At 62.6% G+C, this 13,103-nt stretch carries 9 protein-coding genes; 6 read left to right on the plus strand and 3 right to left on the minus strand.

All coding sequences use genetic code 11. The features are described 5' to 3' along the window. The 3 genes from ACP154_RS01290 to ACP154_RS01300 all read left to right on the plus strand — a co-directional run bounded on the left by ACP154_RS01290 (position 1) and on the right by ACP154_RS01300 (position 5,272). Entirely contained in the window at positions 1–2,094 is a 2,094-nt protein-coding gene (locus ACP154_RS01290; RefSeq protein ID WP_421857545.1) for a TonB-dependent receptor plug domain-containing protein, read from the plus strand. An 80-nt stretch (positions 2,095–2,174) separates the two neighbouring features. Beyond that, positions 2,175–4,241: a TonB-dependent receptor plug domain-containing protein gene (locus ACP154_RS01295; RefSeq protein WP_421857543.1), complete on the plus strand. Its 2,067-nt coding sequence runs from the start codon at positions 2,175–2,177 to the stop codon at positions 4,239–4,241. Between the two features lie 110 nt (positions 4,242–4,351). Then, positions 4,352–5,272, plus strand: coding sequence for an aspartyl protease family protein (locus ACP154_RS01300; protein WP_421857541.1), 921 nt, complete (start codon positions 4,352–4,354; stop codon positions 5,270–5,272). A gap of 52 nt (positions 5,273–5,324) precedes the next feature. Here the strand turns inward: ACP154_RS01300 and ACP154_RS01305 are convergent, their stop codons facing one another. From ACP154_RS01305 to ACP154_RS01315, 3 genes are all read right to left on the minus strand, one after another. Beyond that, complete coding sequence (locus tag ACP154_RS01305) at positions 5,325–7,205, minus strand: peptide MFS transporter (RefSeq protein ID WP_107711319.1); 1,881 nt, start codon at positions 7,203–7,205, stop codon at positions 5,325–5,327. Positions 7,206–7,723: 518 nt separating this feature from the next. Further along, the gene (locus ACP154_RS01310) at positions 7,724–9,097 is read right to left on the minus strand and encodes a glutamate--cysteine ligase (protein ID WP_421857539.1); all 1,374 of its coding nucleotides are present in this window, start codon (positions 9,095–9,097) and stop codon (positions 7,724–7,726) included. 120 nt (positions 9,098–9,217) lie between these two features. Further along, positions 9,218–9,982, minus strand: a complete 765-nt coding sequence (locus ACP154_RS01315; protein WP_421857537.1) for a 16S rRNA (uracil(1498)-N(3))-methyltransferase — start codon at positions 9,980–9,982, stop codon at positions 9,218–9,220. Between the two features lie 101 nt (positions 9,983–10,083). On the opposite strand from ACP154_RS01315, the gene ACP154_RS01320 reads away from it, so the two are divergent. From ACP154_RS01320 to msrB, 3 genes are all read left to right on the plus strand, one after another. Further along, positions 10,084–11,448, plus strand: a complete 1,365-nt coding sequence (locus ACP154_RS01320; protein WP_421857535.1) for an NAD-dependent succinate-semialdehyde dehydrogenase — start codon at positions 10,084–10,086, stop codon at positions 11,446–11,448. Positions 11,449–11,536: 88 nt separating this feature from the next. After that, positions 11,537–12,463: a 4-hydroxybenzoate octaprenyltransferase gene (gene ubiA / locus ACP154_RS01325; RefSeq protein WP_421857533.1), complete on the plus strand. Its 927-nt coding sequence runs from the start codon at positions 11,537–11,539 to the stop codon at positions 12,461–12,463. Positions 12,464–12,550: 87 nt separating this feature from the next. Then, positions 12,551–13,093: a peptide-methionine (R)-S-oxide reductase MsrB gene (msrB, locus tag ACP154_RS01330; protein WP_421857531.1), complete on the plus strand. Its 543-nt coding sequence runs from the start codon at positions 12,551–12,553 to the stop codon at positions 13,091–13,093. Positions 13,094–13,103: the final 10 nt, after the last annotated feature.

Genomic DNA, 13,103 nt, shown 5'->3' on the forward strand with positions numbered 1-13,103 from the left:
ATGTCTTTCAGAATAGCGCCGCTCGCCTTCCTTTTAGTCCTGTCCGCACCCGCATTGGCCGATGATGCGCCAGAGCCTGTGCTCGCCGAAGGGGAGGCTGACGGCGCCATTCTCGCCTACCCGGCCAGCTTCTTTACCGAGTTCAGCCCGGTCAACGCCCGCGATATGATCGACCGGCTGCCGGGATTTTCACTGTCTGACGGCGATACCAGTCGACGCGGCTTGGCGGACGCCTTTGGCAACTTGCTGATCAATGGCGTGCGCCCCTCAGACAAGACGCTGGGACTGGGCACGGTGCTGCAGCGCATCCCGGCGGCTCAGGTGGTGCGCATTGAACTGATCCGCGAACCCCTGCCCGAATATGAAATGCGCGGCTTCAGCCAGCTCGCCAATGTCATTCTGGTCGAGGGCGCCGGAACCCGCGCCAGCTTTGATCACACGCTATTTTACCATAACTCCTCGCGCCTCGTGTCTGAGTTTCAAAGCGCCGTCACCCGGCCTGTGGGGTCTGGAGAGTTGACCCTGGGACTGAACTGGAACACACGGGGGCCAACAAATGACCGCACGTTTGAAACGGCCCGGCCTGACGGCGTCCGGCTGACGCGTGAGCAATACAATGATCAGCGACGCTTTCGCTTTATCGAACCCTCGATCAGCTATTCGACACCTTTGGGCGCGAACACCCAGGTGCGCGTCAATGCGAACGCCGAGTTTCGCGCCTGGCGCCGGATCATTTCCGGCTTCGCCTTTGATTATGTTGACGGCGCCCCCACGCCCGCCGCTTATGTCGAGCAAAAAAATGACGAGCGCAGCTGGGAAGCGGGATTATCCACCACGCTCGAGCATCAATGGTCGGACGCCCTGGCCTCAACCACAACCTTCCTGCTGACGCGGTCTGACAGTGACAACGGTCCTGAGGTGGAAAGCGTGAACACGTTTTCCAACGGCATTGAGCGTGTGCAGGTTTTTTACCAGGACGCCGAAGAAGAAACCGCCCTGCGCCAGAGTTTTGACTGGACGCTGACGGACGCACACTCGCTAACCTTCGGCGCAGAAGCTGCTTTCAACGCCCTGGACGCCAGCCTGTCCCTGTTTGAAGATCTGGGCGCGGGCTTTGAGGAAATCCCCCTGCCCGTCAACGACACCCGTGTCGAAGAAGTACGCGGCGAAGTGTTTGCAGACGCTGTCTGGGTGCTCAATGACGCCTTCTCGATGGAAGGCGGCCTGCGCTATGAATATAGCGAGATTTCCCAATCCGGCTCGGCCGGTCAATCGCGCACCTTCACCTATCTCAAGCCGCGCGCCAGCGCGACCTGGCGGCCCGGCGACCAGCGCCGTGTGCGCGTCAGCCTTGAGCGCAATGTAGACCAGCTAGATTTTGGCAACTTCGCGAGCTCTGTGGATCTGAACTCCGATCAGGTCGATGTGGGCAATCCCGATTATCGCCCGCAGACCGACTGGACGCTGGAAGCGGAGTTCGAGCAGCGCTTCAACGAAGACGCCTCCGTCACCCTGACGCTGGGCCGGGTCTGGCGTCAGGATCTGGACGATTACATCGCCATCATCACCCCGACAGAGGTGTTTGACGCACCGGGCAATATCGGCGACGGCTCTCTAAACCGGGTGACTTTGGAATGGACCAGCCCGCTGGGCTGGCTGGGCCTGCAGAACGCCACGCTCGACGGGTTCGTGGAATGGTTTGACAGCAATGTGGATGACCCGGTCACGGGCGTGGAGCGTTCCTGGTCCTGGATTTCCGAGTGGGAAGTCAGCTTTGACTTCCGCCAGACCTTCCCCGAACGCCAACTGGCCTGGGGCTGGGATTATTTCTACCTGTCTGACGCATCCTCTTACCGGGTGAGCCGCTTCACCAACATTCAACGCCCGGGCGGTGATCTGGATGTTTATGTGGAGACCACGCGCTGGTTCGGTCTGACGACGCGTCTGGGCGCAAATTTCATCCTCGACACCACCGAGCGCCAGGACCTCATTTTCTATGACGGCTCGCGGGCTGACGGGATCGAACGCCTGCATCAGCAGCGGTATTTCGATAATGGCCCGCAAGCCTTCCTGAGCGTGCGCGGCGCCTTCTGATCGGCCTTTTCACACAAATGTGAGAATTCTTTCCGATTCATTATCTGTTTTTTTGGCGTCGGGACCTAGTGTCTCGCGCCATGAAACAGATGCTGTACCCCTGCCTGATGGCGCTGAGCCTTAGCGCCACGCCCGCCATCGCCCAAAGCCCAGTCTCGCCCGGATCAGAGCAGGCGGACGCTGTGCTGTCCTACGAGCCGGATTTCTTTGCGGATTTTAACCCGCAAACGGCATTGGATCTGGTCTCCAGAGTCCCCGGATTTGATCTGCAGGGCGGGAATGGCGGTCGCGGGCTGGACTCAGCCCTGGGCAATGTCCTGATTGATGGTCGCCGTCCCAGCTCGAAAGCCGGTGTGACAACCTTGTTGCAGCGTTTGCCGGCCGCCACGGTTCTGAGGGTGGAACTGATCCGGTCCCCTATTCCCGGAATCGACATGGCCGGGCAGGATCAGGTGGTCAACGTGATCACAGATCGCTCAGGCGGCTGGAGCGGCGCCTGGTCCGGCGAGGGCCGGCTGTTTGAAAGCGGACGGCTGATCCCGCGGGGCGAGGCCTCCATGACGCGGACATCACCGAACGCCACACTGACCCTCGCGATCGACCTCGCCGGTCACGCCAATGGTCGCGATGAGCTCCGGCGGACTTTTGACCTGACCAACGGTTTAGAACTCGACAGCCAGATTCAGGACCGTTTTCAGGAGCGGTTCTGGGACCTGACCCCGTCTGTGGGCTATCAGCGCCAGTTTGATGCAGGGCACAGCCTGCGGGTGGATGCGCGGGCCTGGGCGTGGAGCTTTGCGGCAAACCGATCCGGGTTTGAACAGAATGCGCAATCTGTCCTGCTCGGCTCTGCCGCCAGCCGCTCTGAGACGGAAGAATACGGAACAGAAGTGTCCGCCGATTACGATCATCGCCTCAACGAAGTCTGGTCGTTGAAACTGACTGCGCTTCAACGACTGACCACGCAAGAGGGCAATGACAGGTTTGTAGACTTTGCCCCCACAGGCGCGCTCGACGATGTCACCCGGATCACAGAAACCGAGGACGAAGGCGAGACCGTTCTGCGTCTGGAGGCCCGGCGCGCCAATACAGCGTCCCGTTCACGCACCTTTATTCTGGAGGGCGCATACAACTTCCTTGAAGGTGATTTTGACCTGTTTGTAGATGGCGGCGCAGGCGAGATCGAAGTGGTCCTGCCAGTGTCCGACACACGGGTTGAGGAGCATCGGGTCAATGCGGGCGTCAGTGAGCTGTGGCGTCTGTCGCCGCAATGGACGCTGGACGCCACGGCTGCCGTGGAATTCAGCCGCATCGCCCAGACCGGGGATGCCGAGAAGGAACGCACCTTCACCTATTTCAAGCCCGAAGCGACCCTGACCTGGACCCCGCGTGAGGCCGATCAGATCCGTTTCAATTTGCGCCGCAGTGTGGGGCAATTGTCCTTTGGAGACTTCATCTCGTCTGTGGATGTGGTCGATGATACGGAAAGCCTGGGCAATCCCAATCTGGAGCCTGAACGCACCACCGCCGCTCAGATCGAGTGGACCCGCCGCTTCTGGCAAGAAGGCGCTTTCACCGTGATCCTGCGTCATGAATGGGTTGAGGGTGTGCTGGATAATGTGCCGGTCGGCATTTCAGGCGACGCGCCGGGGAATCTGGGTGATGGCCAGCGGAGCTGGATCGAGTTTGAAGCTGACCTGCCCACCGATCGGTTGGGGATCAGCGGCGGGCTGCTGGTGCTGAGCGGTCGTCTGCGCGATACCAATGTGCCCGATCCGGTGACTCGCGATGACCGACGCTTCCGCGGCGATGAAGACTGGCGCTTCAGCCTCGACTTCCGTCAGGATCTGCCTGACTGGGGCGCGGCGTGGGGTTTTGACTATTCTGTCCAGGGCGATGAGGACTTTTATCGGCGGCGCGAATTCAGCCGCACCTCCGCGGCTCGGGGCAATCTGGATGTGTTTGTGGAAAAACAGATCTGGAGCGGCATGACAGCCCGGCTGGGGCTTGATCTGAATGGCGGCGAAAACGGGCGAGAGCGCTATCGCTGGCCCGTGAGCCGGGATATCGGCGTCCCGACTCAGCTGGAACGGCGCGAGCAGGACTCAGACGGGTTCGTGACCTTTGCCTTGCGCGGGGTCTTCTGACACGTCCGAATTGTAATCCTGATGCGCCGTTCAATCTGATAGACTCAAGACAGCAGGCGAAACGCCGGGCGATGCATCCGATCCGGTGATCCTGCTGGGAGGAGGTCGTCATGAATTGGATCCTGCGCGTGATCGCTGCTGTCGCCCTGTCTTTTGCGGGCGCCGCCACCGCCCAGTCAGACGTGATCGAACTGGAACGGACGGCGTCCGGCTATTTCGTTGCTCCGGTTTTCATCGGGCCTGACGGGCCCTACCCCTTCGCTCCGGACACCGGCGCCAGCCACACCGCCATCGCCCAGAGCCTGGCGGAAGCGCACGGCTTCATCAGCACGCAAGAACGGCTGGATGCAGTTCAAACCCTGACCGCTGAGGTTCAGGCCGAGCGTCACATCCTGGCCGATTTGCGACTGGGCGCCCTGCCCCTTGGCGAGATCGACATGGTGGTCACCCCCACCCCGCCCGATCTTCAGCTGGAATTATTCGGCCTTCTGGGCAGCAACGCCTTCACAGGTCGCGTGATCAAGCTCGACTATCCACAGGCGCGACTGAGCCTGAACACGCAGCAGCCCCGGCACGCCGACGCCCGCATCGACCCCGTGCGGCAGGTGCTGGTGGGCGCAGCGCAGGCGCGGCGGATCGAGGATGATATTGCGGTGCTGATCGACACTGGCTCGCCGATCACGCTCGTCAACCGGGAATTGGCGCGACAGCTCAACCGCCGAACGCCGGTCAGCGTGGTCAATGTGGGCAATATGACCCGTATTCCGCGCGCCGTCGAAACTGAAGACCGGGTTATTCTGACCCAGTTCCGGCTGGGCGGTGTGTGCCTGCGGCGCATGGCCGTCAACGAAGCGGATCTGGATGTGTTTCGCGCCATGGGCTGGCAGCACCGCCCGGCCATGATTGTCGGGCTCGACTTATTACAGAGCACGGCCCTGACCATCGATTTTCGTACCGGTCGGGCGCAGATCGACCCCGGCCCCGAGAACTGGCGCTGCCCGGGCGACCGCCGCGCCCAGCTGAGCCATTAAAAAAGCCCCGGAGCCAGGCTCCGGGGCTTTCTCATTCTTGCCAGGACCTCGCTTACAAGAGGTCGCGGGCGTCCTGATCAGGGCCGGCGGCTTCCGCCTTGGCGCTGATCTGGTCTTCCGCGCGGCCATGGCCGAGGCCCTTCAGCCAGAAGCTGAGCACCCCGAACACAACGCCGAGGATGATCGCGAACAGACCAATCGACCCGAACACAGAGGCATAGCCGTTAAGCGCCCGCTCAGGATCAAGCACCTGGCCCGCCACGGTGTCGGTAGCGGTGAAGGTGGCGATGATGCCAGCGACATACTGCGCGAAGGCCGAGGACAGGAACCAGCCCGCCATCATGGTGGACACGACCGCCGCGGGGCTGAGCTTGGTGATGGCCGACAGACCCACCGGGCTCAGGCACAGCTCGCCGGTGGTGTGCAGCAAATAGGCGCCGGCGAGGAAGATCAGCGGCACGCGATAATCATCGCCTGCAAACTGCACGCCCCAGACCAGCACCATGAAGCCCAGACCCACCTGGACCAGCGCAAGGCCGAATTTCAGCGGCGTGTTCGGGTTCTTCTGCAGCTTCGCGAGAAACGCCCAGAGCGCGGCGAACGCCGGTGCGAACAGCAAGATGAAGCCGGCATTGAAGGATTGTGTCTGTGACGCGGTGATCTCGAACGGGCCCACCGACAGATCGGTGTTGCGCGCCGCGAACAGGTTCATGGACGAGCCTGCTTGCTCAAAGAGCGCCCAGAATACCACCGACACCAGGATCAGGATCAGCGCCAGGATCAGGCGTTGCGCCTCCACCTTGGTGCAATTCTTGGCCATATAGACGCCCATATAGCCCAGAAAGCCCAGGCCGCCGATCAGCAAGAAGAGCGCCAGCAAATCCTGTTCGCCCATGCCCGGCAGGGTGAAGCGCACGGTGTGCGCCTGAACCATGAACCAGACCACGACCACGGTGACCAGACCGACGCCATAGAGCAGCCATTCGGTGTTGAGCGGACCCAGCGCCTTGGCCTTGAGCTTCTCCTCGCTGGGCGGATTGCCCACATGATCGATCAGGTTCTTGCCCGGCAGGAAGAACAGGGCGCGACCGCGCACGAACACGATCCAGCCCAGCGCCATGCCCAGACCGGCCAGACCGAAGCCGGCCCACCAGCCCACGGTCTCGCCCAGAAGGCCGCACAGAATGGCGGCCCAGAACGAGCCCAGATTGATGCCGTAATAGTAAAGCGTGAACCCGCCATCGCGCCGCGGGTCATTCTCTTCATAGAGCTGGCCGACGATGGAGGAGATGTTCGCTTTCAGAAAGCCCACCCCCACAATGATCAGCGCCAGCGCGAAATAGAAGATGTTCAGGAAGGTGCGGTCGCGCTCGGCTTCCAGAATTTCAAACTCGCCTTGGGGCAGCACTGACGGAATTGACGCCGTAGCCGGCAGGTCCGCGATCAGGAAATCGCCGTCGCCATTGGCGGAAAACTGATAGAGCGCGCCATCCACGTCCAGCGCCACTTCACGCATGGAGCCGCGGCCTTCAGCGACCAGCTCGTATTGCTGGCCCTGATAGCTTAGCGACTGGGTCGCAGGCTCGCCCTCAATCCCCATGGTGGCGTGACCGGCCACCAAGAGCAGCGCGCCAAAGGCGATCGCCTTGCGGTTGCCTAAGTAACGGTCCGCCAGATACCCGCCCAGAAGCGGCAGCAGATACACAAGCGCGGTATAGGCGCCGTACTGCGCGCTGGCGAGGCTGTCGTTAAACAGGAAGTGCTGGGTGAGATAGAAGATGAGCAGGCCGCGCATCCCGTAATAGGAAAAGCGCTCCCACATCTCGGCGAAAAACAGAATGTGCAGGCCTCGGGGATGCTTGCGCATCTCCAAAAAGACCGGAATGGCGGTGGCGATCGTGATCACGATCCCCGCCAGAACGATGATATTCATGGATTGAGGTCCTCCCCATCACGGCCCGACGCCCCTCATGCGTCTGTCAAAAAGGGGCCGCGATCAACTTCATGAAGAAAATACTACCGCGCAAAACACCACGCACGCCGCAGACTCGCAAGAGCCTTGGGGCAGTAGGGGTATTCACGGAAGCGGGAGGGGACAGAGCGAACCCCTTCTCACCTCACCGTCTTTCCCGGCGAAGGCCGGGATCCAGAGGTCATCAAGCGCTGCATCTCCGGCTCTGGGCCCCGGCCTTCGCCGGGGAAGAGGAGGTTTCAGATACCCCCTCCCCGTCATCCCGGACTTGATCCGGGATCTACTGCAGGCGTCTCTGTGATCAAAACAGAGTGTTTCCGGCAGATCCCGGATCGCTTCGCGTCCGGGATGACAATAGCCAACGAAGCTGAATTCCCGGGCGAGCATCGCGAAGACCCGGGACCTCTCTCCGCATAAAGCGCCCTATCCTGATGGAGGCCCCGGCTCTGCGCCACGCTTGGCCGGGGTTTCAACGACGATTAGTACGCCGCCTCGTCAAAGATCGGTTCGACGCTTTCATTCCAGGCGGTGTGATAGCGCTCGAGCAGGCGTTCGGCGGGGCTGACGCCGGTTTTGGCGATCTCATCAAGATCATCGAGGAACAGCGCTTCGTTCTCGCCATGGGCGTTCAGGCGCTGGCGCGCTTTGAGGCCCGCGCGGGAGATGGCGAGCGCTTGCTGGGCGATGTCCTGTAGCGTCGTGTTGCGGAACGGGGTTTTCAGCGCGGTTTTCGCCGCGCCGATGCGCAGGGCGTCACGCTCGTCCGCGGTCCAGTCCTTGACGAGGTCCCATGCCGCATCGAGCGCGCTCTGATCATAGAGAAGCCCCACCCAGAACGCCGGCAGCGCGCAGAGCCGGTTCCACGGCCCGCCATCGGCGCCGCGCTGTTCCAGGAAGGTTTTCAGGCGCACTTCGGGAAAGAGCGTCGACAGATGATCTTCCCAGTCTGAGATGACCGGCAGCTCGCCGGGCAGGATCGGCAGCTCGCCCTTCAGGAAATCGCGGAAGCTCAGACCCGAGGCGTCCTGATAAACCGAGTTGCGTTTAACGAAATACATCGGCGCGTCGAGCGCCCAGTCCACATACTGCTCATAGCCAAAACCCTCTTCGAAGGCGAAGGGCAGCATGCCGGTGCGGTGATTGTCGGTGTCGGTCCACACATGGGCGCGATAGCTCAGAAAGCCGTTGGGCTTGCCGTCGCCGAAGGGCGAATTGGCGAACAACGCGGTGGCGATGGGCTGCAGCGCCAGTGAGACGCGCATTTTCTTGACCATGTCCGCTTCGGAGCTGAAATCGAGATTGGTCTGCACCGTGCAGGAGCGGAACATCATCTGATGGCCCAGCGTGCCCACCTTGGGCATGTAGGCCTTCATGATGTTGTAGCGGTCCTTGGGCATCATCGGAGTCTCTTCCAGAGACCATTTCGGCGAGAAGCCGAGCCCCAGGAACCCCGCGCCGACCGCGTCAGCCACCTCGCGCACTTCGCGCAAATGCCCGTTCACCTCGCGGCAGGTCTCATGGAGGGTTTCAAGCGGCGCGCCCGACAGCTCGAACTGTCCGCCCGGCTCCAAAGTGATCGAGCCGCCCTCGCGCTTCAAAGCCACCGGCTTGCCGTTTTCCTCAACCGCGTCCCAGCCAAAGCGCGTCAGGCCTTCCAGAAGCTTGCGCACGCTGGGGCCGTCGCCCTCATAGGGCAGCGGAGCATGGTCTTTGAGCGCGAAGCCGAACTTTTCATGCTCGGTGCCGATGCGCCATTGATCCTTGGGCTTTTCGCCTGCGGCGATATGGCCGATCAGCTGGGATTTGGTCTCGATCGGGGGGCCTTCGCCGCCTGCGTTATAGGTGCCGCTCATGGGTGGTGGTCTCCCCGCCAAGGCAAATCAGTGTGGCCGCACAGTTAGGGGTCCAATCTCCCTACGGCAAGCAGGGAAACAGGTTTTCGGTCACAAGGGTGTGAGGACGCAGGCGCGACATCACCAATCGCCGAGGACGGATTGCCAGACCGACAAGGCCGCTGCAACGGCGGTGTCCGCGCGCAGAATACGCGGCCCCAGGCTGACCGGCAGCACGGACGGCTGCGCGTGCAGCAACGTGCGCTCCTCAACGGAGAACCCGCCCTCAGGCCCGGTCACCAACGCCCATTTGCCGCCGCGCTCACGCCCCGACAGCGCCGCGTGAATCGGCAGCGCCCGGCCATGCTCGCCGCCCCAGGGCTCGGTCTGGCTGTCCCCGCTTTCATCGGCGAACATCAAGGTGCGATCGGGCTCCCAGTCCTTGAGCATCTGCGTCAGGCTCACCGGCTCATGAATCACAGGCAGGTCCAGACGCTCGGTCTGTTCCGCCGCTTCACGCGCCAGCGCCTGCAGCCTGTCGGTGCGCACCCGGTCAGACTGGGTGCGTTGGGTGATGACCGGGGTGATCGAGGACACGCCCAGCTCGGTCGCTTTTTCGACGATGAAATCGGTGCGCGCCTTTTTCACCGGCGCGAAAAAGAGCGCCATATCCGGCGCCGCGCTCTGGGGCCGGCGCTGGTGAACGATTTGTACGCTGGCGCGTTTCCTGTCAGCGCTCGTCACTTCGGCGCGCCATTCGCCATCGCGGCCATTGAACAGCCGCACGCCATCGCCCGGTTTGCGGCGCATGACATTGACCAGATAATGGGCCTGGTCCCGATCAAGGCCCAAACGGGCGCCGTCAGTCAGCGGCGCATCGATGAAAAGGCGCGGTTCGACACTCATGAATTGCGTTCTAGCGGCGCGGCGCGCACGTTCAACCTCTGTGTTACGCTGACACGGCGCGCGAACCGCACCTGAAACCGCCCCGGCCAAAGGAGCCCGCCATGAAGTCCGTCAATCCCTATACCGGCGACACGGTGTTTGAAGCCAACGCCCATGGACACGCCGCGATCGAGGTGGCGCTGACGCGCGCTGTGAACGCGGTGCAAAAGCTCAAAGCCATGGGGATGGACGCCAGGCTGGACGCCCTGCGCAAGGCGGCGGACCTGCTTGATGATCAACGCGACGCCATCGCAGAGCTGATGACGCAAGAGATGGGCAAGCCGATCAGGCAGGCCCGCGCCGAGGTCGAGAAATGCGCCTGGGTGTGCCGGTACTATGCCGATGAAGCGCCGGACACGCTCAAGCCTGATCCCATCCACGCGCCAGAAAAGGGCGAGTGTCACCTCTACCACCTGCCCATCGGGCCGGTCTTTGCGGTGATGCCGTGGAATTTTCCGTTCTGGCAGGTCTTCCGTTTCGCCGCGCCCAATCTGGCAGTGGGCAATCCCGGACTTCTCAAACACGCCTCCGCCGTGCCGGGCAGCGCGCTCAAAATCGCTGACGTGCTCTCAAAAGCCGGCTTTCCCGAAGGCGCGTTCCAGACCCTTCTGATCGGCTCGGACAAGACGGAAGCCATTATCACCGATGATCGCATACGCGGCGTCACACTGACCGGGTCTGAGGGCGCAGGCTCAGCGGTGGCCGCTCTGGCGGGGCAGGCGATCAAACCGTCGGTCATGGAGCTTGGGGGCTCTGACGCCTTCATCGTCATGCCCAGCGCTGATCTCGACAAAGCGGTCGAGAGCGCCGTCACCGCCCGCACACAGAACAATGGCCAGTCCTGCATCGCCGCCAAGCGCTTCATCATCCATCAGGATGTCTACGACACATTCACCGCCAAATTCGTTCAGTCCATGAAAGCGCTAAAAATCGGCGACCCGATGGAGGACAGCACTGATATCGGCCCGCTTGCCAGCGCAGACGCCGCCGATGAAGTCTATGACCTGGTGCGACAAACGATTGATGGCGGCGCCCGTGTGCTGCTTGCGCCCGAACGCAAGGATCACGCCTTTCTGACGCCGGGCGTTCTGGCCGACATTCCACGCGGCACGCCGGGCTTTGACGCTGAGATTTTCGCCCCTGTCGCATTGATGTTCAAAGCTGAAGACGTCGATCACGCCATCGCCATCGCGAACAACCATCCCTATGGCCTTGGCTCGTCCTTCTGGTCGACAGACACAGCCGAGATCGAGACCGCCTGCACCGATCTGGAAGCGGGCTCCACCTATGTGAACCAGATGGTGGCCTCTGACCCTCGCCTGCCCTTCGGCGGCGTCAAAAAATCAGGCTATGGCCGCGAACTGGCGCGCGACGGGCTTCTGGCCTTCACCAATCCCAAAACTATCGCGGTTACGGGTCTGGACTAGAGAGCCCGCGCGGGGCGAGTGGAAAATCTGCCCGCCTTGCGACCCTCAGGCTCTTTCGAACCGGCGCGCGGCGCGCTATCGATGCCGGATGACCATCGCCCCTGATCGCCGCGTCGCCGACTCTGTTCCTACCTCCTGGGTGGACCGGGCGCCCTCCGCCCTGCGCCCCTATTTGCGGCTGGCGCGCTATGACCGGCCTGTGGGCTTCTGGCTGCTGGCGATTCCATGCTGGCAGGGTTTGGCGATCGCCAGCATCAGCTCGGGACTCGACTGGCTTGATCTGTACTGGGCGATACTGTTCGGGATCGGCGCGATCGCCATGCGCGGGGCGGGGTGCACCTACAATGACATCATCGACCGCGATATCGACGCGCAGGTCGCCCGCACCGCGGATCGTCCGCTGGCGGCGGGCACTGTCAGCCTGAAACAGGCCTGGGCCTTTCTGATCGCCCAATGCGGGGTGGGCCTGCTGGTGCTGATCCAGCTGCCCCTGCCCGCGATCCTGACGGGGCTTGGCGCGCTGGCGCTGGTGGCGGGCTATCCCTTCATGAAGCGCATTACCTGGTGGCCGCAGGCCTGGCTGGGCCTGACCTTCAACTGGGGCGTTCTGGTCGCGGGCGCGGCGGCGCTCGGTACGCCCTTCGCGCCCGAGATCGTGCTGCTATACGCGGCGAACCTGTTCTGGACGCTGGGTTATGACACGATCTACGCCTGTCAGGATATGGAAGACGACGCCCTGGTGGGCGTGAAATCCTCCGCCCGCGCTCTCGGCGGCCAGATCAGCCTGGGCGTTCTGGTGTTTTATCTGCTGGCGGCGGCGCTGGCCGCGCTAGCGGGGCTGGTTGCGGGGGCCGGGCTGATGTTCGCGCCCGTCTTCGCTGTCTTCGCGGCGCACCTGCTCTTGCAGACCCGCAAGCTGGACCCGGAAGACGGGCGTGAATGCCTGCGGCGGTTCAAGGCGAACCAGATCACAGGGCTCTTGCTGGCGGCCGCCTTTCTGCTCGGCGCGCTCTAAGCCTGCATCCGGGCTTCACCAGCATGTGACTGGCCATGAGGCGGTTCCGGCATAAATGTGGGTTATGACGCCAAGAGGAGGCTCATCATGACCACGCTCAGCCGCCGCCTGTTTCTCGCCACCGGCCTTGCCGCCTTTGCAAGCCCGGCCTTCGGGCAAAGCGATATAGACGGCATGGAGGTCGAACTCTTTGACCATCCCGGCATCACGCCCTGGGGAGAAGCGGATATCGACTTTGCGAGCCTGACGCGAGAGCAATGGCGCGAGCGCCTGAACGGCGAGCAATTCCGGATCCTGCGCCAGGAAGGCACCGAGCGCGCGGGGACAAGTCCATTGAACCGCGAGCACCGCGACGGGATTTTCGTCTGCGCGGGCTGCGCCTTGCCGCTGTTTTCCTCTGAAGCCAAATATGAGAGCGGCACGGGCTGGCCCAGCTTCTGGACGCCGATCCGCGGCGCCGTCGCCACCAAGCCCGACTATCGGCTCTGGACCCCGCGCACCGAATATCATTGCGCGCGCTGCGGCGGCCATCAGGGCCATGTGTTTAACGACGGCCCCCGCCCGACGCGCCAGCGCTGGTGCAATAACGGCATCGCCCTCAATTTCGTGCCGCGGCCCAACAACGCCTGAGCTGCAATCC

The sequence above is a fragment of the Oceanicaulis sp. genome (genome assembly GCF_965249665.1).
Lineage (GTDB): Bacteria > Pseudomonadota > Alphaproteobacteria > Caulobacterales > Maricaulaceae > Oceanicaulis.

Coding starts and splice junctions, on each gene's coding strand:
- ACP154_RS01290 (WP_421857545.1), top strand. CDS start 1: ATGTCTTTCAGAATAGCGCCGCTCGCCTTCCTTTTAGTCCTGTCCGCA.
- ACP154_RS01295 (WP_421857543.1), top strand. CDS start 2,175: ATGAAACAGATGCTGTACCCCTGCCTGATGGCGCTGAGCCTTAGCGCC.
- ACP154_RS01300 (WP_421857541.1), top strand. CDS start 4,352: ATGAATTGGATCCTGCGCGTGATCGCTGCTGTCGCCCTGTCTTTTGCG.
- ACP154_RS01305 (WP_107711319.1), bottom strand. CDS start 7,205: ATGAATATCATCGTTCTGGCGGGGATCGTGATCACGATCGCCACCGCC.
- ACP154_RS01310 (WP_421857539.1), bottom strand. CDS start 9,097: ATGAGCGGCACCTATAACGCAGGCGGCGAAGGCCCCCCGATCGAGACC.
- ACP154_RS01315 (WP_421857537.1), bottom strand. CDS start 9,982: ATGAGTGTCGAACCGCGCCTTTTCATCGATGCGCCGCTGACTGACGGC.
- ACP154_RS01320 (WP_421857535.1), top strand. CDS start 10,084: ATGAAGTCCGTCAATCCCTATACCGGCGACACGGTGTTTGAAGCCAAC.
- ubiA (WP_421857533.1), top strand. CDS start 11,537: ATGACCATCGCCCCTGATCGCCGCGTCGCCGACTCTGTTCCTACCTCC.
- msrB (WP_421857531.1), top strand. CDS start 12,551: ATGACCACGCTCAGCCGCCGCCTGTTTCTCGCCACCGGCCTTGCCGCC.